The following is a 20,580-nucleotide window of genomic DNA, read 5'->3' on the forward strand; positions in this document are numbered from 1 at the left end:
CTATACGCTGGTAAGGGCTTTGACCGGATCGAGGCGAGCAGCCTTGCGGGCCGGCATGAAACCGAACACCACGCCGGTGATGACGGCGCAGGTGAAGGCGCCGAGAATGGCGGGTAGGGCGAATGCCACGGCGATGCCGGCGAGCATCAGGCCGCCACCGATGCACAGTGCCAGCACGATACCCGTCACCCCGCCGACCATTGACAGCATCACCGCCTCGCTGAGGAACTGACGCAGGATATCGCGCTGACGGGCGCCGGTGGCCATGCGGATGCCAATCTCGCGGGTACGTTCGCGCACGGTCATGAGCATGATGTTCATCACGCCGATACCGCCGACCAGCAGGGAAATCGCGGCGATGGCACCGAGCATCAGCGACAGGCTGTTCTGGGTGCGCGCTTCGGCCTGGATCAGTGCGGCGTCGTTGGTCAGTTCGAAGTCCTGCTTGCCTTGGTGGCGCTGGCGCATCAGGTGGGCGATTGCCCGCTCGGTCTCACTAACCCGGCTCGAATCGGCAGCGGCGATGATCACGTATTCCGGGTCTTGCTTGCCGAACAGGCGCACGGACGCGGCGGAGTAGGGCACCACGATGCGCTCGTCGCTGTCCTGGTCGCCGGAGCTGGCACCTTTGCCGGCGAGCAGGCCGACCACTTGGAAGGGCACGTTGCCGATCAGCAAGTACTGGCCCAGCGGATCGCTGCCAGGCTCCATGAGCTTGTCCCGGACCTTCTGGCCGATCACCGCGACGGCGGCGGCAGCTTGTTCGTCAGCTTCGGTGAAGAAGTTGCCTTCGACGACTGGCCAGTTGAGGATCTCGGAGAACTGGGTGTTATTGCCGCCGACGTAGAACTGCTGGTTGTTGTTGCCGTGGCGCACGGTCAACTGGTCGCCGATCACCGGCATGATGCGCTGGACCTGGGGTAACTGGGCGATGGCGGCGACATCGTCCAGCGTGACGATGCCGGCCGGTTCGCGCAGCGTGGCGTGGCGGCCACTGAGGTAGAGGATGTTCGAGCCGAACGCCGCCATCTGCGCCATGACCTGGCGCTTGCTGCCTTCGCCGACAGCCAGCATCACTACCACCGAGGCCACGCCGATGACGATGCCGAGCAGGGTCAGGGCGGTGCGGAAGCGGTTGATCCACATGACCCGCCAGGCCGCTTGCAGGGCTTCGAGCAATTCGCCCTTCCAGGCTCCGCGCAAGGTGGCGCCGCGGTCCAGTCGCTGACGCAGGTCGTCGGCCTGCAGGCCTGGATGCGTTTCGTCGGGGGGCTGGTCGGTCGCCGAGTCGCTGATCATCAGGCCGTCGCGGATCTCGATCACCCGTCGCGCCCGGGCCGCTACTTCACGGTCGTGGGTGATGAGGATGATCACATGGCCCTGGCTGGCCAGCTCGTCGAGCAGGGCCATGACTTCGGCGCCGCTGTGGCTGTCCAGGGCGCCGGTGGGTTCGTCGGCGAGGATGATGTGGCCGCCGTTCATCAGGGCTCGGGCGATCGACACCCGCTGTTGCTGGCCGCCAGACAACTGGTGCGGCCGGTTGCCCGTGCGGCTGGCCAGGCCGAGGCGTTCGAGCAGGGCTGCGGCGCGGGCATGGCGCTCGGCGGCCGGGGTGCCGGCATAGATGGCTGGCATTTCGACATTTTCCTGGGCCGAGCCGGAGGGGATCAGGTGGTAGCCCTGGAATACGAAACCAAAGGCTTCGCGCCGCAGCCAAGCCAGTTCGTCGCTGTCCAGTTCGGCAACGTCCTTGCCAGCGAAGCGAAAACTACCGCTGGTGGGGTGATCGAGGCAGCCAAGGATGTTCATCAGGGTCGACTTGCCCGAGCCGGAGGCGCCGACGATGGCGACGAACTCGCCAGGGTGGATGCTCAGGCTGATGCCGCGCAGCACTTCCACCTTCGGCGAATCGATGCCGCCGTAGTGCTTGCGGATGTCAGTGAGTTCAATCAGGGGCGCTGTCATTCAACCTCCGCTGGCGGCTGGGGCGCCGATGACCAGTTGCTCGCCTTCGGCGAGGCCATCGAGTATCTGCACACGCAGGCGGTCGCTCAGGCCGGTGCGCACCTTGCGCTGTTCGATCTTGCCGTCACGGGTGAACACCTGGGCCAGGCGCAGGCCTTCGTCTTCGGCATCATCCAGGGCTGCCAGCGGCGCCGTGAGCACTTGGCTGGCCTGGCCGGCGACGAAGAATACCTGGGTGGTCATTTCGGCCATCAGGGCCCCATCCGGGTTTTCCACATCGAGCAGCACGGTGTATTGCACCACTTGGGCGCCAGTTGTGCCGGCGGTGACGCTGGCGGGGCTGCCACCGCCCTGACTGGTCTGATCCAGCGGCCTGGGCGGGATCGGCAGGATTTGGCGCACGGTGCTGGTCCAGCGGCGCTTGCCGCCGGCCAGGGTGGTGAAGTAGGCGGTCATGCCGGGTCTGACCTTGCCGATGTCGGCTTCGGACACCTGTGCCCAGACGGTCATCGGCGAGAGTTTGGCGATGCGCAAGATCAGCGGTGTTTGCTGCTGGGCGTTGAGCGTTTGGCCTTCGCGGGCATCCACCGCCACCACAGTGCCGTCCATGGGCGCATAGATGCGGGTGTAGCCCAGCTCTGCCTGGTCGCTGCGCAGGCTGGCCTGGGCCTGGAGGATCTGCGCTTGGTACATGTCGATGCGGGCCTGGGTCACCTTGAGCTGGGCATCGGCGATTTGCAGGTCTTCCTCGCGGGTGGCACCGGCAGCGGCCAGGTCGCGCTGGCGCTTGAGTTGTTGCTGGGCCAGGCGGTACTGGGCACGCTGCTCGGCCAACTGGGCCTTGAGGTTTTCGATCGAGTATCGGCCGGCATCAAGCCTGGCCTGCTGGGTGGAAGGGTCGATTTCCACCAGCAACTGGCCTTGGCGGACCTGGTCGCCCGCTTCTACATGCAGGCGACGGATCTGCCCGGAGGCCTGGGCGCCGACGTCCACATAGCGGCGTGGTTGCAGCGTGCCGAGGGCGGTGACGCTGCTTTCTATATCGGCGCGGGTCACGGCCACGGTGTTGACCGGATGATTGTCCAAGGGCAGGGTCTTCCAGGCCAGCAGGCTGCCCAGGCCAAGCAGGCCCAGGCCACCGAAGAGGATGCGGCGGCGAGTATTGGGTAAGCGTCTCATGCGGACTTCCAGCCATGGATGTTGGCCATACGCAGCCAATCGAGGCGCGCAGGGAGGTCCCAGTTAGACGAAGACGAGTGGGCGGGATTTACCCGCACTGGAGGGGGAGGCTGTGTGTTGCTGAGAATAATTATAATTTGTAAGATTGCAAGCTGATATCACACACTCCCGCGCCTCTGCCGCCGTCCAGGCTGGGGGGCGCCAGGTACCGTCGTGGAACATTATTATCGTGAACTGGTGAGCTTCCTTTCCGCACGCCTTGGCAGTCGCCAAGCGGCGGAAGACGTTGCCCACGATGCATACCTGCGGGTACTGGAGCGCACCGGCACCGAGCGCATCGAGCACCCGCGCGCCTTCCTCTACCGCACCGCGCTAAATCTGGTGGTCGACCGCCACCGCCGCCACCTGGTGCGCCAGGCCGAGCCGCTGGAGGTGCTGGATAGCGACGAGCGCTGGCATACTCCGGCGCCGGCCCACGACATGCAGCAGGACCAGCGCCTGGCGCTGATGCAGCGTGCCCTGGATGAGCTGAGCAAGGTCTGCCGCGAGTGCTTCTTGCTGCGCAAGCTCGACGGCCTGTCGCACCAGCAGATCGCCGAGCACCTGGGCATTTCCCGCAGCCTGGTGGAAAAGCACATCGTCAATGCCATGAAGCACTGCCGGGTGCGCATGCGGCAATGGGAATCCTGATTGCCAGGTTAAAGGCAAATGCAAATTCCGTCAGTCAATCACTTGATTTATGCGGCTTTCCCGACTTCTATCAGATAAGACCGTTGCCGTACATGGCCTTGGCAGTAGCCGTTACTGGCGCAGTATGGTCATGGAGCGTGCCCATTACCTAATGGCCCAGGTCCGACCATGGCAAACAAGACCCTGCGCATTCTCATCGCCGATGCACACCCGTGCCAGCGCCTGCAGCTGGAGCGGTTGCTCAATGGTTTGGGCTATTACCGGATAGCCCCCGTGGATAGCTTCGAGGAGCTGCAGCGCCTGGTGCAGTGCGCCTTGCAGCCCTTTCACCTGTTGCTGGGTAATATCGAGTTGGCCAGCCATTGTGGCGTAGACCTGGAGCGTTTCTGTCGTGTCAGCACTCAAATCCAGCACGCCTTGCTTTACCATTCCAGCCAGTTGAAAGTGCCAGCAGTGCCGCAGACCGAGCGCCAGGCGGTCAGCCTGAGCCTGCCACAGGCGCCCGATAACGAGGCGCTGGAGACGTTCATGGCAATCATCGACGCACCGATGCTGGTCGGCAAGCTACCGCTGCCGGGCACACTGCCGGCCAGTACAGCGCGGCCACGGCCGCGAGCCAACTTCGCGCATACGGTGTTCAACCGCTAGCGGTGCTGCCGGCGGGGCAATCGGGCAGCTATTTGTTATGCTTTTGCCCTTTGCCGATCTGCGGACCCTGCCATGACTGCCATCGATACCGCTCGCCCGCCCCGGTTCAGCCGCGGCGACCATCGGACCCTGGGCCTGGCGGCGCTGGGCGGCGCGCTGGAAATCTACGACTTCATCATTTTCGTGTTCTTCGCGCTGACCCTCAGCCAACTGTTCTTCCCGCCCGAGATGCCCGAATGGCTGCGCCTGCTGCAAAGCTTCGGCATTTTCGTCACCGGCTATCTGGCGCGGCCGCTGGGCGGCATCCTGATGGCGCACTTCGCCGACCACCTGGGGCGCAAGCGGGTCTTCAGCCTGAGCATCCTGATGATGGCCCTGCCGTGCCTGCTGATCGGGGTGATGCCGACCTATGCCGATATCGGCTATGCCGCTCCGCTGATCCTGTTGGCCCTGCGCATCCTCCAGGGTGCTGCCGTAGGCGGTGAAGTGCCCAGCGCCTGGACGTTCGTCGCCGAGCACGCACCAAACGGGCGGCGCGGCTATGCTCTGGGCTTTCTTCAGGCGGGGCTGACCTTCGGCTACCTGCTGGGCGCGCTGACCGCAACCTTGCTGGCGCAACTGTTCACCCCGCAGGAAATCCTTGATTACGCCTGGCGCTACCCGTTCCTGTTGGGTGGGGTGTTCGGTGTGATTGGTGTGTGGCTGCGCCGCTGGCTCAGTGAAACACCGGTGTTCCTCGCCCTGCGCGCGCGCCAGGAGCAACCTGTGACGTTTCCGCTGCGGCGAGTGCTGGGCGAGCACCGCCGGGCGTTGATCCCTGCCGCATTGCTGACCTGTGTGCTGACCTCGGCGGTGGTGGTGCTGGTGGTGATCACCCCGACGGTGATGCAGCAGCGTTTCGGCATGAGTGCCGGGCACACCTTCGCCCTGAGCAGCGTGGGCATCGTCTTCCTCAACATTGGCTGCGTGCTGGCCGGGCTGCTGGTCGACCGTGTGGGTGCCTGGCGCGCGCTGATGTTGTATAGCCTGTTGCTGCCGCTGGGTATCGGCGCGTTGTACGCCAGCCTGGTGGGGCAGTGGGGCATGACCTGGCTGGCCTATGCGCTGGCGGGGTTGAGCTGCGGCGTGGTGGGGGTGGTGCCCTCGGTGATGGTGGGGCTGTTCCCGGCGCAGATCCGCGTATCGGGCATTTCCTTCACCTACAACGTGGCCTACGCAGTGTGGGCCAGTACCACGCCGCTGGCACTGATTGCGCTGATGCCGTGGAGCCCATGGGTGTGTGTCGGGTTTTGTCTGATCATGGGCGCGGTGGGGCTGCTGACGGCCTTGTATTTCGGGCGTCGTGAGCCATTGGTGTTTGCTGCGGAGCCGATGCCGGTCATGTGTGGCGACAAATGAGCAGGTGCATGTCTTGGGTTGTGTAGCAAGGCTTGCACCGAGCGCCGCCCGCGCGGCGCATCGCGAGCAAGCTCGCTCCTACATTTGTTCCGGGCCAATTATGCCTGTGGGATTTGCGCGCGAACGCCCTGGCGCATGGCTCGATATCGCGTCGTACAAACAAGGCGGTCGCGCGCGCCTGGCACAGGATGGACTGGCTCGAAACAGATGTAGGAGCGAGCTTGCTCGCGATGCGCCGCGCGGGCGGCGCTCGATCTGATAGGCGCTGAACCTCTCACGGCGAACACCTCGTAGGTCCAGACGCATACTCACAACAAAAAGCCCCCGGCCCATGAGGACCGGGGGCTTTTTGTTGCCGCTAGGGCAGGGGCCTTACATGTTCGGGTAGTTCGGCCCGCCAGCGCCTTCAGGGGTGACCCACGTGATGTTCTGGGCCGGGTCCTTGATGTCGCAGGTCTTGCAGTGCACACAGTTCTGCGCGTTGATCTGGAAACGCTTGTTGCCGTCTTCCTGGGTGACCACTTCGTACACGCCGGCCGGGCAGTAGCGCTGGGCAGGCTCGTCGTACAGCGGCAGGTTGCTGGCGATCGGAACGCTTGGATCGGTCAGCTTCAGGTGGCAGGGTTGTTCCTCTTCGTGGTTGGTGCTGGAGAGGAATACCGAGCTGAGTTTGTCGAAGCTGAGCTTGCCGTCCGGTTTCGGGTAGTCGATCTTTTTCGAGTCGGCGGCCAGCTTGAGGCAGGCATAGTCCGGCTTGGTGTCGTGCAGGGTGAACGGCAGTTTGCCACCGAACCAGTTCTGGTCGACATAGTTGAACGCCGCGCCCAGCAGCGGGCCGAACTTGTGCATGGCCGGGCCGAAGTTGCGGCTGGCGAACAGTTCTTCGTACAGCCAGCTGGCCTTGAAGGCGCTGACATAGCTGTTCAACTGATCACCGCCTTCGCTACCGGCGATCAATGCGTCGGCCACTGCTTCGGCGGCAAGCATGCCGGACTTCATCGCGGTATGGCTGCCCTTGATCTTGGCCACGTTCATGGTGCCCAAGTCGCAACCGATCAGCGCGCCGCCATTGAAGACCATTTTCGGCAGTGAGTTGATGCCGCCCTTGGCCAAGGCGCGGGCGCCATAGCTGATGCGCTTGCCGCCTTCGAGGTACTGGCTGATCACCGGGTGGTGCTTGAGGCGCTGGAATTCGTCGAACGGCGACAGGTACGGGTTGGCGTAGGACAGGTCGACGATCAGGCCGACCACCACCTGGTTGTTTTCCAGGTGATAAAGGAACGAGCCACCGGTGTTTTCCTTGGCCACCACGTCCAGCGGCCAGCCGGCGGTGTGCACCACCAGGCCCTGTTCGTGCTTGGCTGGGTCGATTTCCCAGATTTCCTTCAGGCCGATGCCGTAGTGCTGGACGTCGGACTCGCTGTCGAGGTTGAAGCGCTTGATCAGCTGTTTGCCGATATGGCCACGGCAGCCTTCGGCGAACAGGGTGTACTTGGCGCGCAGTTCCATGCCTGGGGTGTACAGGCCGTCCTTGGGGTTGCCCTCCCGGTCGACACCAAGGTCGCCGGTGACGATGCCGCGGACCACGCCGTTGTCGTCGAACAGCGCTTCCTGAGCGGCGAAGCCCGGGTAGATCTCCACACCGAGGTTCTCGGCCTGCTGGGCCAGCCAGCGGCACAGGTTGCCCAGCGAGATGATGTAGTTACCATGGTTGTGCATGGTCTTGGGCACGAACAGGTCAGGCACCTTGGTCGCGCTGCCGGCATCCTTGAGCACGTAGATGTCATCGCGCTTCACTTCGGTATTGAGCGGTGCGCCGAGTTCTTTCCAGTCGGGGAACAGCTCGTTCAGGGCGCGAGGTTCGAACACCGCGCCAGAGAGGATGTGGGCGCCGACTTCAGAGCCTTTCTCCACCACGCAGACGCTGATTTCGCTACCGGCTTCGGCGGCCTTCTGCTTCAGGCGGCAGGCGGCGGACAGGCCCGCCGGGCCGGCGCCGACGATGACCACGTCGAATTCCATGTATTCGCGTTCCACTGGTTCTCTCCTACTCATCAAGGCTCGTGCTGTTGCTTTGTCTTATGGGTGCGGGGCATTCGCAGCGGTTCTACGCAACGGCGGAACTGTAGCTGGGCAAATGACGGACTACACCGTTTTGTCTTGGCCGCGCATTATATCTACACCACTTGGCGGGTCCAATACAAACGTTTGTTTGAATTTGCCGCAGGCCAGTAAAATCACAGGAACGCGGCTGGAGGGTGACCGATTTGCCGTATTGACCGGAATGGGTGTTACGGTCAAGATACGAGCGGTTTTACGTTCGCCGTAGGCTTGCAGCCGGGCGCAGGTACACCTCTAAAGACCAGGTGTGGAGCAGGGTTTTGCGGGCTTAGGCCGGTTTGTAGTGGAGTTTACACGCCACGACAGGAAATGACCCGTGAGGATTTGTCGCAAGAGTCCGAACAAGACTGTTTGGTCACTGTGAAGTTACTGCCTCCCGATACGTTTTTAGAGGTGCCCTTGTACCCACGCGCATCGCTGGGCTCTGCCCCAGGCGACTATCTATTCACCGGAGAGTAACGAGGAATCCATGAAGGTTCTTGTAGCTGTCAAACGAGTGGTCGACTACAACGTCAAGGTTCGCGTCAAAGCGGACAACTCCGGCGTCGACCTTGCTAACGTCAAGATGTCCATGAACCCCTTCTGCGAAATCGCCGTGGAAGAAGCCGTACGCCTGAAGGAAAAAGGCGTTGCGACCGAGATCGTCGTCGTTTCCGTCGGCCCGACCACTGCCCAGGAGCAACTGCGTACTGCCCTGGCCCTGGGTGCCGACCGTGCCATCCTGGTAGAAGCCGCTGACGAACTGAACTCCCTGGCCGTGGCCAAGGCGCTGAAGGCCGTTGTCGACAAGGAGCAGCCGCAGCTGGTCATCCTCGGCAAGCAGGCCATCGACAGTGACAACAACCAGACCGGCCAGATGCTGGCCGCGCTGACTGGCTTCGCTCAGGGTACCTTCGCGTCCAAGGTCGAAGTCGCTGGCGACAAGTTGAATGTCACCCGTGAAATCGATGGCGGCCTGCAGACCGTTGCACTGAACCTGCCAGCCATCGTCACCACCGACCTGCGCCTGAACGAGCCACGCTACGCGTCGCTGCCGAACATCATGAAGGCCAAGAAGAAGCCGTTGGAGACTGTTACTCCAGACGCGCTGGGCGTTTCCCTCGCCTCCACCAACAAGACCGTGAAGGTTGAAGCCCCGGCTGCCCGCAGCGCTGGCATCAAGGTCAAATCGGTGGCCGAACTGGTCGAGAAGCTGAAGAACGAAGCGAAGGTAATCTAAATGACTATCCTGGTTGTCGCTGAATACGAGAATGGTGCCGTAGCCCCGGCCACCCTGAACACTGTCGCCGCAGCCGCCAAGATCGGTGGTGATGTGCACGTGCTGGTCGCAGGCCAGAACGTCGGTGGCGTTGCTGAAGCCGCTGCCAAAATCTCTGGTGTTGCCAAGGTGCTGGTGGCTGATAACGCCGCCTACGCCCACGTCCTGCCGGAAAACGTCGCGCCGCTGATCGTCGAGCTGGCCAAGGGTTACAGCCACGTGCTGGCCCCGGCTACCACCAACGGCAAGAACATCCTGCCGCGCGTTGCCGCGCTGCTGGACGTGGACCAGATCTCCGAAATCATCTCGGTCGAGTCCGCCGACACCTTCAAGCGCCCGATCTACGCGGGTAACGCCATCGCCACCGTGCAATCGAGCGCGGCCATCAAGGTGATCACCGTCCGTACCACCGGCTTCGATGCCGTGGCTGCCGAAGGTGGTTCGGCTGCTGTCGAAGCTGTTGGCGCTGCACACGACGCCGGCATTTCGGCTTTCGTTGGCGAAGAGCTGGCCAAGTCCGACCGCCCAGAGCTGACCGCTGCCAAGATCGTCGTTTCCGGCGGCCGTGGCATGGGCAACGGTGACAACTTCAAACACCTGTACAGCCTGGCCGACAAGCTCGGCGCTGCTGTCGGTGCCTCGCGCGCCGCAGTCGACGCAGGCTTCGTGCCGAACGACATGCAGGTCGGCCAGACCGGCAAGATCGTTGCGCCACAGCTGTACATCGCCGTCGGTATCTCCGGCGCGATCCAGCACCTGGCCGGTATGAAAGACTCCAAAGTGATCGTGGCGATCAACAAGGACGAAGAAGCGCCGATCTTCCAGGTGGCCGACTACGGCCTGGTTGCTGACCTGTTCGAAGCGGTTCCAGAGCTGGAAAAGCTGGTCTGATCCGGCTGCTTCACTTATAAAGAACCCGGCCCTCGCTTTGAGGGTCGGGTTTTTTTATGGGTTGAGGAGTGAGGCATGACGTTGCGCGGAACGGGCAGGGTGCTGGCATGCGTGGCGCTGTTGCTGCCGCCACTGGCGATGGCAGCAGGCAAGTGCGAACGTCTGGTGGCGACTGGCAGCCCTGATGCGCCGCCCTATTCCTGGCAAGACCCGAAAGACCCCAGGCACCTGATCGGCGCTAACGTCGACCTTTTGCGCCAGGTGGCCGGCGAGCTGGGTCTGAAGGTCGAGGTGCTGAGCGCCGGTCGCCGTGACCAGGCGCTGGAAGAGGTGCGCAGTGGGCGCATGGACCTGCTGCTCGACACTCCTATGCAGGTGGAGCAACTGACCGCGCTGGACTACATCCATCCGCCGTTGCAGCTCAATGAGTACCTGGTGTGGACCCGCCATGATGCAGCGGTGATCTTTGATGGCCCGGCCGATCTGGCCAGATACCAGGGCAGTTTGTCCGACCGTGCGCGCCTGACCCCGGCCTTTACGGCGTTCGCCAAGGCCCAGCTCAAGCTGGTGCCGGCGCAGAACCTGACCCAGGCGTTCCAGAAACTGGTACTCGGCCAGGTGGATTATGTGCTGGCTGGACGGTACTCCGGTATGGCCATGGCCCAGAGCCTGGGCATGAGCAACGACCTGATAGCCCGCGGCTTGCCGGTGGACAGGCCGGGCCTGTACCTGGCGCTGTCGCACAACTCGGCGTGCAATGACAGCTGGTTGCGTGGGCAATTGGCAAAAAAACTGACAGAATTGCCGATCTCTGGTGCATCCGAAGCTGTGCTGCAACGTAATCTCGAGCGCTGGAAAGCGCAGTTGCAGGTGCCGGCGGACGCCCCCAAACACTAGGAAGATTGCGTGAGAATCCAACCACTAATCCTTGCCCTGGCCGTGCTCGGCCTGGCTGGCTGCGCCAATGATCCGGCCCCTGACGAGCAGATGCGCATTTCCGAACAAGCACTGGACCAGGCCAAGGCCGTCGGCGCCACCGGGCAGGTCGAAGCGCTGAAACTGGCTGAAGACAAGCTGGCCCGCGCCCAGGCCAACATGCTTACCCAGGACTACCGCGATGCGCGCATGCGCGCCGAGCAAGCCGAGCTGGATGCGCGCCTGGCCGAGGCCCAGGTGCTGAACCAGAAGAGTGAAGAGCAGCTGCAGGTGCTGCAGTCGCGGGTCAAGCGCTTGCGCAAGCAACTGGAGGTGCAGCCATGATTCGTCGTACGCCTTTGGCTGCACTGGCATTGTTGGCGCTGACGGCAGGTTTGCAAGGTTGCGCCAGCCACCGCAGCAGTGCCGCGCTGGATGAGGCCGCTGTCGCCTTCCAGGGGGTCAAAGATGATTCCGATGTGCTGCGCAGCGCGCCGCGCGACGTGATTCGCGCGGGCGAATCGCTTGCTCGCGCCGAGCGCTTGTCCAGCTACATCGGCACTGGTTCTGATGTGCGGCATTATGCTTACCTCAGTCAGCGCTACAGCGAGATTGCCCGCGAGCATGCCAAGCTGGCGCTGAACCAGGAACGCCAGGCCAAGCTCGACCTGGAGCGCCAGCGTCTGCAGCTGGCTTTGCGTGAGGCCAAGCTGGCCAGCGTGCAGCAGCAGGGCCAGTGGGTCGAATCGCAGATTGCCGCGTTGGCTTCGGAGCAGGCCGACCGTGGCTTGGTGATGACCTTGGGCGATGTACTGTTCGATACCGGCAGTGCCGACCTGAAGAACTCGGCCAGCCGGACTGTGCTCAAGCTGGTGCAGTTCCTGCAGCTCAACCCGCGCCGGGTAGTGCGTATCGAGGGCTATACCGACAGCACTGGCGCGGGTGAGGACAACCTTAAGCTGTCGCGCGACCGGGCGCAGTCCGTGGCCGACATGCTTGTGGACCTGGGCATCGACGAAAAGCGCTTGCAGGTTGAAGGCTATGGCGACCAGTACCCGATCGAGGCCAATGCTTCGGAGCGGGGCAGGGCGCAGAACCGTCGGGTGGAGATCGTATTCTCCGATGACAAGGGTCGGCTCGCACCAGCGCGCTGAGTCGTGTGAAAAGGGGCCGCTATGCGGCCCGTTTTATGTCGGTTTAAGCGTTTCGATAGCTGTCACGCTGTTGTATTGTCGACTATGTTGCAATCTGTCCCAGTACACTTTGCAACTGTTACGGTATCCTCTACCGTCAGTGACCTGTACAAGAACAACGAGCATGTCGACATGACCAACCTGCTGCTGTACCAGCGTATCGCCCAGCAACTGGCCGATGATATCCGTCGCGGTGTCTACCAGCCAGGCGAGCGGGTACCCTCCGTGCGCAAGATGAGCGCCCAGCTCAATGTCAGCCATGCCACGGTGTTGCAGGCCTATGCCAATCTTGAGGACCAAGGGCTTATCCGGGCGCGGCCGCAGTCTGGCTATTACGTGCACCAGACGCCTGCCTTGACCGCGCAAACCCCGGACATCGCCCGGGTGGAGCGCCCCGGCCTGGTCACGCGCGCCAGCATCATCCAGCAGGTGCTGACTGAGGCGCGTCGCGATGGTGTGTTCCCGTTTGGTGCTGCAGTGCCGCATGTCGACTACCTGCCAGTGCGCGCCTTGCATCAGCAAATCGCCAAGGTGACACGCTTCCATAGCCCGCGCGCCTTCAGCTACATGTTCAGCCCCGGTTTCGAGCCGCTACGCAGGCAGATCGCCATACGCATGCGCGATGCCGGCGTGTTGGTCGACCCGCGTGAAGTGATTGTGACCCATGGGTGCGTAGACGCCCTTCAGATGTCGCTGCGTGTGCTGACCCGTCCAGGTGACCTGATCGCCGCCGAGTCGCCGACCTATTACGGCTTGCTGCAACTGGCTGACCTGCTGGGTTTGAAAGTGATCGAAATCCCCAGTGACCCGTCCACCGGTATCAGCCTCGAAGCCTTGCAACTGGCGGCAAACCAGTGGTCGATCAAGGCGCTGGTGCTGACTGCGCGCTTGAGCAACCCGCTGGGAGGCACCGTTCCAGAGGAGCGGCAAAAACAATTGCTGCGCCTGGCCTCGGATTTCGATATCCAGATCATCGAGGATGATATCTACGGTGAGCTGATGTTCGAGCAGGGCAAGACCAAGGCGCTGAAGGCGTTCGACCGGCTGGACCGGGTCATCTACTGTTCGAGCTTCTCCAAGACTTTGTCCCCCGGCGTGCGTGTGGGCTGGATGATCGCCGGGCGTTACCAGGACGAGATTCAGCGCCTGCAGACTTTTACCACCCACTCGGCCTGCAGCGTGACGCAGATGGGGGTGGCAGCCTATCTGGAAAATGGCGGCTACGACCGGCATCTGCGCTACATGCGCCAGGAGTATCGCAAGAACCTCAGTGCCTATCAGTTGGCGGTACAGCAGCACTTCCCCGAGGGCACCCAGATGACCCGGCCGACAGGTGGCTTCATCCTTTGGGTAAGCCTGCCGGGTCGGGTCAATACCCAGGAGCTGCATGTGCGTGCGCTGGAGCAGGGCATCAGCATTGCACCGGGACTAATATTCAGTAACACAGAGCAGTTCAACCACTGTGTCCGACTCAATTGCGGCATTCCATGGAATAAAGAGGCCGAGCGGGCTGTGATTACGCTGGGTTTGCTGGCGCAACAGTTGTGCAGGGAGACTGCGGTCACGCTGCTGTGAGGCTTGCAAGCCGCCTGTGGAACAGGGAGCATAAGCATTTTTCCTGCCAGTCTGTCCATTTGCCATGAACGCTTTGCGCTGCTTTGTTCTGATCGTGTGCCTTCTGCCGTTCTGCTACCCGGTCGTCCCCGCCTTGGCTGCGCAACCGGCAAACCAGGCTCAGGCAACTCCGGGTAAGCAGGTGCCAAAAAAGGCGACAGCCAGGCCCGCGCACAAGCCGCTCAGCAAAGCGGTTGCCAAGCCATTACCCAAGACAAAGCTGGACCTGAGCCTGCCAGTCGATATGGTCAACAACCTTGAGCCGAATGTGGGCACACCTTCGCCAATCCAGCGGCGCAAGCCTTTGTTGCCACCCATGTTCACAGAAAAGCCAGAGACCAATGACAGTCCGTTCCAGCTCAATGGCCGGCTGATCAATAACGAGATGCAGCTGCAACTGCGCAATGACAGCCGTCATGACGTGGAGGGAGCAGCCATCGATTTCGAGTATCGCCAATAGGCGGGAACTGACTGCAGGGTCACGGCAGATTTCATCGTGCCAGCAATTTCAAACGGCTGTTTGAGCGGTTACTATCCAGGGACGTTCGTCCCGTTTTGTTCCAAGGGAGTCCTGATTTTGGTGAATAGCCATGAAATGCCGTGAGGGCTGTGGTGCCTGCTGCATCGCCCCGTCCATCACTTCTGCGATGCCGCGAATGCCCAATGGCAAGCCGGCTGGTGAGCGCTGCCTGCACCTGACGGCCGCCAACCTGTGCGACCTGTTCGGCAAGCCTGAGCGACCGGCGGTATGTGGTGGTTTCAAGGCGGATGCCGAGGTGTGCGGCAGTGATCGTGACGAGGCAATCAGGATCCTTGGCTGGTGGGAGCAGATGACGGCGGCGTGACAGGCTGGATCTTCGACAACAAGGATAAACATGATGAGATCGTTCAAGCGTATTGCACTGCTGTGTGGCGTGGGTGTTCTGCTGTCGCCTGTGGCCTGGGCTGAAAACTGGCAAGTGGCCAAGAACGAGGACGGGATCAAGGTATCCCTCAGCGAAGTGGCCGGTTCCAAGTACAAGGCCTATCAGGGTGTTACCGTGATCAAGGCGCCGTTGGCCAAGGTGCAGGCGTTGCAGGAAGATGTGGTGGGTGCCTGCGCGTGGATTCATGAGTGCAAGTTGCAGAAATTGCTCAAGCAAGAAGGTGACCAGGTCTGGACCTACACGCAGTTCAATACACCCTGGCCGGTGACGCCGCGTGATTCGGTTTTGCATGTGACCACGGTCAAGGAGGCGGACGGCAGCCTGGTGCGTAACCTGAAGGAAGAGCCGACCTATCTGCCGGAAGAGAAGGGCTTTGTGCGGGTGGCCAAGGTTGAGGGCTTCTGGAAGCTGGTGCCCAAGGGCGACAGCACGGAGGTGACCTACCAGGTGCACACCGAGCCGGGCGGTAGCGTGCCGGCAATGGTGGCCAACAAGTTCGTGGTGGATGCGCCGTTCAATACCCTGAAAGAGCTGCGTGAGCGGGCTGAGAAAAACTGAGGTTTTGTGCTGCCTGTAGCGGCCTCTTCGCTCTGCGGTCCCTGAAATTTGTGGGGCCTTTGTAGGGGTTGGTTTACCCGCGAAAGGCTCGGGCCTGCTGGCCAATCTCCACCCGCCGTTCACGGTTGTCGCAGCCACCGTATTCGCGGGTAAACCCGCTCCTACGCACTGATCGGTGGTGGGCGCAGGCCATTGTAGGGTTTGCTCGCGAAGAGGCCGGTACAGGAAAAGGCCATAAAAAAGGCTGCCCGAGGGCAGCCTTTTTGCGTTCGGCTATCAAAGCTTACTTGCGGTCCTTCAGGGCAACGAGGTCGCGCTTTTGCTCGCCGGTGTACAGCTGGCGCGGACGGCCGATCTTGTACGGGCTGGAGAGCATTTCTTTCCAGTGCGAGATCCAGCCCACGGTACGTGCCAGGGCGAAGATCACGGTGAACATGCTGGTCGGAATGCCGATTGCCTTGAGGATGATCCCCGAGTAGAAGTCGACGTTCGGGTACAGCGAGCGCTCGATGAAATACGGATCGGTGAGGGCGATCTCTTCCAGGCGCATGGCCAGTTCCAGCTGCGGATCGTTCTTGATGCCCAGCTCGCGCAGGACTTCGTCGCAGGTCTGCTTCATCACGGTGGCGCGCGGGTCGCGGTTCTTGTACACGCGGTGACCGAAGCCCATCAGCTTGAACGGGTCGTTCTTGTCCTTGGCCTTGGCGATGAATTTGTCGATGTTCGAAACATCACCGATTTCATCGAGCATGGTCAGTACGGCTTCGTTCGCACCGCCGTGGGCCGGGCCCCACAGTGCGGCGATACCGGCGGCGATACAGGCGAACGGGTTGGCACCCGACGAGCCGGCCAGACGCACGGTGGAGGTGGAGGCGTTCTGCTCGTGGTCGGCGTGGAGGATAAAGATCCGGTCCATTGCCTTGGCCAGCACCGGGCTGATCGGTTTGATCTCGCACGGGGTGTTGAACATCATGTGCAGGAAGTTTTCCGCGTACGACAGGTCGTTGCGCGGGTACATCATCGGCTGGCCCATGGAGTACTTGTAAACCATCGCAGCCAGGGTCGGCATCTTGGCGACCAGGCGCACCGCGGAGATTTCGCGGTGTTGCGGGTTATTGATGTCCAGGGAGTCGTGATAGAACGCCGACAGGGCGCCGACTACGCCGCACATCACCGCCATGGGGTGAGCGTCGCGGCGGAAGCCGTTGAAGAAGGTCTTCAACTGCTCGTGAACCATGGTGTGGTTCTTGACGGTGCTGACGAACTGGGCCTTTTGCTCGGCATTCGGCAGTTCGCCATTGAGCAGCAGGTAGCAGGTTTCGAGGTAGTCGGACTGTTCGGCGAGTTGCTCGATCGGGTAGCCGCGGTGCAGCAGGATACCTTTGTCGCCGTCAATATAGGTGATCTTCGACTCGCACGAGGCAGTCGCCATGAAACCTGGGTCGAAGGTGAAGTGACCAGTGGCCCCTAACCCGCGGACGTCGATTACATCAGGACCAACGGTGCCGGTTAAAATGGGCAGCTCGACGGGGGCAGCGCCCTCGATGACCAACTGCGCTTTTTTGTCAGCCATGTGGCCTCCTATTAATGCTTGAAATCATCAGACAGACCCCCCACGCAGGGCCCGCACCACTATAGAGGGATAAATTCAGATGTCAATTTGCCTAAAGGCTTGTTGAATCAAGCATTCAAGCCTGATTTTTCCCGAAATTCTCGCCCATTTACGCCTTTTGTTCATTAAAGGCAATGCGCTATTTGGGCTACCCCGTCACGTTGTCATAAGCAGCCTAACTGTCTATACTCGGCACCCGACCGCCAGGGGCTTCCAAGCCCGAACTGCTGGGGGTCGCCGTTCCCTGGGTGGTGGGTACCTGACCAGTACACTTACCAACAACTTTGCCCTGATTCGCTAGGGGCTCTTCAGTGTGAAAAAAGCCGTGAAAAGCCAACGACCTGTAAACCTAGACCTAAGGACCATCAAGCTCCCCGTCACTGCATACACGTCCATCCTGCACCGTATCTCCGGCGTCATCCTGTTCATCGGCCTTGCCATCATGCTTTATGCACTGGGCAAGTCGCTGGGTTCCGAGGAAGGCTTCGGTGAGGTGAAGGCGTGTCTGACCAGCCCGCTGGCCAAGTTCGTGACCTGGGGTCTGCTGTCCGCCCTGCTTTATCACCTCGTGGCAGGTGTTCGACACCTGATCATGGACATGGGTATCGGTGAGACGCTGGAAGGCGGCAAGCTGGGCTCGAAAATCGTGATCGTCATCTCCGTGGTGCTGATCGTTCTGGTGGGAGTTTGGGTATGGTAACCAATGTCACGAACCTGTCGCGTTCGGGCCTCTATGACTGGATGGCGCAGCGCGTTTCTGCGGTCGTTCTCGCGGCTTACTTCCTCTTCCTGATCGGCTACGTGGTCGCCCACCCAGGCATCGACTACACCCAGTGGCATGGTCTGTTCTCCAACAACGCGATGCGGATCTTCAGTCTGCTGGCCCTCGTTGCCCTGGGCGCTCACGCCTGGGTCGGCATGTGGACCATTGCAACCGACTACCTGACGCCTATGTCGTTCGGCAAGTCGGCAACTGCGATTCGTTTCCTGTTCCAGGCGGTATGCGGCGTTGCGATGTTCGCTTACTTCGTCTGGGGTGTGCAGATTCTCTGGGGTATCTGATCCATGGCTAGCATTCCAACCATTTCCTTCGACGCCATCATCATCGGTGGCGGCGGCGCCGGCATGCGCGCAGCGCTGCAACTGGCTCAAGGCGGCCACAAGACTGCCGTAGTCACCAAGGTCTTCCCGACCCGTTCGCACACCGTATCCGCCCAGGGCGGCATCACCTGCGCCATCGCTTCGGCCGACCCGAACGACGACTGGCGCTGGCACATGTACGATACCGTCAAGGGTTCCGACTACATCGGCGACCAGGACGCTATCGAATACATGTGTCAGGAAGGCCCGGCTGCGGTCTTCGAGCTGGACCACATGGGTCTGCCGTTCTCGCGCACCGAAACCGGCCGCATCTACCAGCGCCCGTTCGGCGGTCAGTCCAAGGACTTCGGTAAAGGTGGCCAGGCCGCCCGTACCTGTGCCGCTTCGGACCGTACCGGTCACGCGCTGCTGCACACCCTGTACCAGGGCAACCTGAAAGCTGGCACCACGTTCCTCAACGAGTACTACGCCGTTGACCTGGTGAAAAACCAGGACGGCGCATTCGTTGGTGTGATCGCCATCTGCATCGAAACCGGCGAAACCCTGTACATCAAGTCCAAGGCCACCGTGCTGGCCACTGGCGGTGCGGGCCGTATCTACGCTTCCACCACCAACGCCCTGATCAACACCGGTGACGGTATCGGCATGGCCCTGCGTGCAGGCGTGCCGGTGCAGGATATCGAGATGTGGCAGTTCCACCCGACCGGTATCGCCGGCGCCGGTGTACTGGTCACTGAGGGTTGCCGCGGTGAGGGTGGCTACCTGATCAACGCCCACGGCGAGCGCTTCATGGAGCGTTACGCGCCGAACGCCAAAGACCTGGCCGGCCGCGACGTGGTTGCCCGTTCCATGGTCAAGGAAATCATCGCCGGCAACGGCGTGGGCCCGAACAAGGACCACGTACTGCTGAAGCTGGACCACCTGGGCGAGGAAGTGCTGCACAGCCGCCTGCCAGGTATCTGCGAGTTGTCCAAGACCTTCGCCCACGTCGACCCTGTGGTCGCGCCGGTGCCGGTCGTGCCGACCTGCCACTACATGATGGGCGGCGTTGCCACCAACATTCATGGCCAGGCCATCACCATGGACGCCGACGGCCAGGATCACATCATCCCGGGCCTGTTCGCCGTAGGTGAAGTGGCGTGCGTATCGGTTCACGGTGCCAACCGCCTGGGCGGCAACTCGCTGCTCGACCTGGTGGTGTTCGGCCGTGCTGCCGGCCTGCACCTGGAGAAGGCGCTGAGCGAAGGCGTGGAATACCGCGACGCCAGCGACACCGACGTCGATGTTGCCCTGAACCGCCTGAACAAGCTCAACGAGCGTACCAGCGGTGAAGACGTTGCCAGCCTGAAGCGCGAGCTGCAGAGCTGTATGCAGAACTACTTCGGTGTATTCCGTACTGGCGAATACATGCAGAAGGGTATCGAGCAATTGGCCGGTCTGCGTGACCGTATCGCCAACGTCAAGATCAACGACAAGTCCCAGGCCTTCAACACCGCGCGTATCGAAGCGCTGGAGCTGCAGAACCTGCTGGAAGTTGCCGAAGCTACCGCCATCGCGGCGGAAGCCCGTAAAGAGTCCCGCGGCGCTCACGCCCGTGAAGACTTCGAAGACCGTGACGACGAAAACTGGCTGTGCCACACCCTGTACTACCCGGGTGAGAAGCGCGTTGCCAAGCGCGGCGTCAACTTTGCGCCGAAGACTGTTCCAGCCTTCGAACCAAAAGTCCGGACTTACTAAGGGTGGCTGCTATGTTGAAAGTCGAAGTTTATCGTTACAACCCGGACACCGACTCGGCGCCGAAAATGGAGTCGTTCGACGTCGATACCGGCGGCAAGGACCTGATGGTGCTGGATGTATTGGCACTGATCAAGGAAAAGGACGAGGGTTTCTCGTACCGTCGCTCCTGCCGTGAAGGTGTCTGCGGTTCCGATGGCATGAACATGAACGGCAAGAACGGCCTGGCCTGCATCACCCCGCTGTCGGCGGTGGTGAAGGGCGGCAAGCTGGTTCTGCGTCCGCTGCCAGGCCTGCCGGTCATTCGTGACCTGGTGGTCGATATGAGCATCTTCTACAAGCAGTACGAGAAGGTGAAGCCGTTCCTGCAGAACGACACCCCGGCACCGGCCATCGAGCGCCTGCAGTCGCCGGAAGACCGTGACAAGCTGGACGGCCTGTACGAGTGCATCCTGTGCGCTTGCTGCTCGACTTCCTGCCCGTCGTTCTGGTGGAACCCGGACAAGTTCCTGGGCCCGGCAGCACTGCTGCAAGCTTATCGCTTCCTTGCCGACAGCCGCGATACCAAGACTCAGGAGCGCCTGGCGTCCCTGGATGACCCGTTCAGCGTATTCCGCTGCCGCGGGATCATGAACTGCGTAAACGTTTGCCCGAAAGGTCTCAACCCGACCAAGGCAATCGGTCACGTACGTAACATGCTGCTGCAAAGCGGCACCTGATACAAAGTGTTGTACCTGCAATAAGCCGAGGTGCGGGTGGTGAGCCCGCACTGAGGTA

At 61.7% G+C, this 20,580-nt stretch carries 20 protein-coding genes; 16 read left to right on the forward strand and 4 right to left on the reverse strand.

Going from position 1 to position 20,580, the window contains the following annotated elements:
• A complete protein-coding gene (locus INQ47_RS19130; RefSeq protein WP_404702341.1) occupies nt 1-1,965 on the reverse strand; it encodes a MacB family efflux pump subunit in 1,965 nt (654 codons plus the stop codon).
• Nucleotides 1,966-3,144, reverse strand: a complete 1,179-nt coding sequence (locus tag INQ47_RS19135; RefSeq protein WP_064493133.1) for an efflux RND transporter periplasmic adaptor subunit — start codon at nt 3,142-3,144, stop codon at nt 1,966-1,968.
• Nucleotides 3,145-3,357: 213 nt separating this feature from the next.
• Here INQ47_RS19135 and INQ47_RS19140 point away from each other — a divergent pair, with 213 nt between their 5' ends.
• From INQ47_RS19140 to INQ47_RS19150, 3 genes are all read left to right on the forward strand, one after another.
• The gene (locus INQ47_RS19140; protein ID WP_404702342.1) at nt 3,358-3,834 is read left to right on the forward strand and encodes a sigma-70 family RNA polymerase sigma factor; all 477 of its coding nucleotides are present in this window, start codon (nt 3,358-3,360) and stop codon (nt 3,832-3,834) included.
• A 168-nt stretch (nt 3,835-4,002) separates the two neighbouring features.
• A complete protein-coding gene (locus INQ47_RS19145) occupies nt 4,003-4,482 on the forward strand; it encodes a histidine kinase (RefSeq protein ID WP_252459851.1) in 480 nt (159 codons plus the stop codon).
• Between the two features lie 72 nt (nt 4,483-4,554).
• The gene (locus INQ47_RS19150) at nt 4,555-5,880 is read left to right on the forward strand and encodes an MFS transporter (RefSeq protein ID WP_252459850.1); all 1,326 of its coding nucleotides are present in this window, start codon (nt 4,555-4,557) and stop codon (nt 5,878-5,880) included.
• A gap of 372 nt (nt 5,881-6,252) precedes the next feature.
• Here INQ47_RS19150 and INQ47_RS19155 read toward each other — a convergent pair whose 3' ends face one another.
• Nucleotides 6,253-7,935 (reverse strand): electron transfer flavoprotein-ubiquinone oxidoreductase, encoded by a 1,683-nt coding sequence (locus INQ47_RS19155; RefSeq protein WP_010954959.1) that lies wholly within the window; start codon nt 7,933-7,935, stop codon nt 6,253-6,255.
• Between the two features lie 535 nt (nt 7,936-8,470).
• Here INQ47_RS19155 and INQ47_RS19160 point away from each other — a divergent pair.
• The 9 genes from INQ47_RS19160 (at nt 8,471) to INQ47_RS19200 (ending at nt 15,356) form a co-directional block, all read left to right on the forward strand.
• Complete coding sequence (locus INQ47_RS19160) at nt 8,471-9,220, forward strand: electron transfer flavoprotein subunit beta/FixA family protein (protein WP_003254232.1); 750 nt, start codon at nt 8,471-8,473, stop codon at nt 9,218-9,220.
• Nucleotides 9,221-10,150, forward strand: coding sequence for an electron transfer flavoprotein subunit alpha/FixB family protein (locus INQ47_RS19165; protein WP_252459849.1), 930 nt, complete (start codon nt 9,221-9,223; stop codon nt 10,148-10,150).
• Nucleotides 10,151-10,225: 75 nt separating this feature from the next.
• Nucleotides 10,226-11,047 carry an ABC transporter substrate-binding protein gene (locus tag INQ47_RS19170; protein WP_252459848.1) on the forward strand — a complete coding sequence of 274 codons (822 nt, stop codon included), beginning with the start codon at nt 10,226-10,228 and terminating at the stop codon, nt 11,045-11,047.
• 9 nt (nt 11,048-11,056) lie between these two features.
• The gene (locus INQ47_RS19175; RefSeq protein WP_252459847.1) at nt 11,057-11,410 is read left to right on the forward strand and encodes a DUF4398 domain-containing protein; all 354 of its coding nucleotides are present in this window, start codon (nt 11,057-11,059) and stop codon (nt 11,408-11,410) included.
• Complete coding sequence (locus INQ47_RS19180) at nt 11,407-12,219, forward strand: OmpA family protein (protein ID WP_404702343.1); 813 nt, start codon at nt 11,407-11,409, stop codon at nt 12,217-12,219. Before INQ47_RS19175 ends, INQ47_RS19180 begins: the two co-directional genes overlap by 4 nt.
• Nucleotides 12,220-12,390: 171 nt before the next feature.
• Entirely contained in the window at nt 12,391-13,833 is a 1,443-nt protein-coding gene (locus INQ47_RS19185) for a PLP-dependent aminotransferase family protein (RefSeq protein WP_252459845.1), read from the forward strand.
• A 64-nt stretch (nt 13,834-13,897) separates the two neighbouring features.
• Nucleotides 13,898-14,332 (forward strand): hypothetical protein, encoded by a 435-nt coding sequence (locus tag INQ47_RS19190; RefSeq protein ID WP_404702344.1) that lies wholly within the window; start codon nt 13,898-13,900, stop codon nt 14,330-14,332.
• A 130-nt stretch (nt 14,333-14,462) separates the two neighbouring features.
• Complete coding sequence (locus tag INQ47_RS19195; RefSeq protein WP_003254220.1) at nt 14,463-14,717, forward strand: YkgJ family cysteine cluster protein; 255 nt, start codon at nt 14,463-14,465, stop codon at nt 14,715-14,717.
• A gap of 33 nt (nt 14,718-14,750) precedes the next feature.
• Nucleotides 14,751-15,356, forward strand: coding sequence for an START domain-containing protein (locus INQ47_RS19200; RefSeq protein WP_404702345.1), 606 nt, complete (start codon nt 14,751-14,753; stop codon nt 15,354-15,356).
• A gap of 283 nt (nt 15,357-15,639) precedes the next feature.
• Here INQ47_RS19200 and gltA read toward each other — a convergent pair whose 3' ends face one another.
• Nucleotides 15,640-16,929: a citrate synthase gene (gltA, locus tag INQ47_RS19205; RefSeq protein WP_021784847.1), complete on the reverse strand. Its 1,290-nt coding sequence runs from the start codon at nt 16,927-16,929 to the stop codon at nt 15,640-15,642.
• 352 nt (nt 16,930-17,281) lie between these two features.
• Here gltA and sdhC point away from each other — a divergent pair, with 352 nt between their 5' ends.
• From sdhC to INQ47_RS19225, 4 genes are read left to right on the forward strand one after another with little or no spacing between them, the layout of a single operon-like run.
• On the forward strand, nt 17,282-17,668 hold the full coding sequence (gene sdhC / locus INQ47_RS19210) for a succinate dehydrogenase, cytochrome b556 subunit (RefSeq protein WP_008091902.1): 387 nt from the start codon (nt 17,282-17,284) through the stop codon (nt 17,666-17,668).
• Entirely contained in the window at nt 17,662-18,030 is a 369-nt protein-coding gene (sdhD, locus tag INQ47_RS19215; protein WP_003254214.1) for a succinate dehydrogenase, hydrophobic membrane anchor protein, read from the forward strand. The genes sdhC and sdhD overlap by 7 nt, the downstream gene beginning before the upstream one ends.
• Nucleotides 18,031-18,033: 3 nt before the next feature.
• On the forward strand, nt 18,034-19,806 hold the full coding sequence (gene sdhA / locus INQ47_RS19220) for a succinate dehydrogenase flavoprotein subunit (protein WP_003254213.1): 1,773 nt from the start codon (nt 18,034-18,036) through the stop codon (nt 19,804-19,806).
• An 11-nt stretch (nt 19,807-19,817) separates the two neighbouring features.
• The gene (locus INQ47_RS19225) at nt 19,818-20,522 is read left to right on the forward strand and encodes a succinate dehydrogenase iron-sulfur subunit (protein WP_003254212.1); all 705 of its coding nucleotides are present in this window, start codon (nt 19,818-19,820) and stop codon (nt 20,520-20,522) included.
• The last annotated feature ends 58 nt before the right edge of the window (nt 20,523-20,580 follow it).

The organism is Pseudomonas sp. 3HC3 (assembly GCF_044904505.1).
In the GTDB taxonomy this organism is placed as follows: Bacteria; Pseudomonadota; Gammaproteobacteria; order Pseudomonadales; family Pseudomonadaceae; genus Aquipseudomonas; species Aquipseudomonas putida_Y.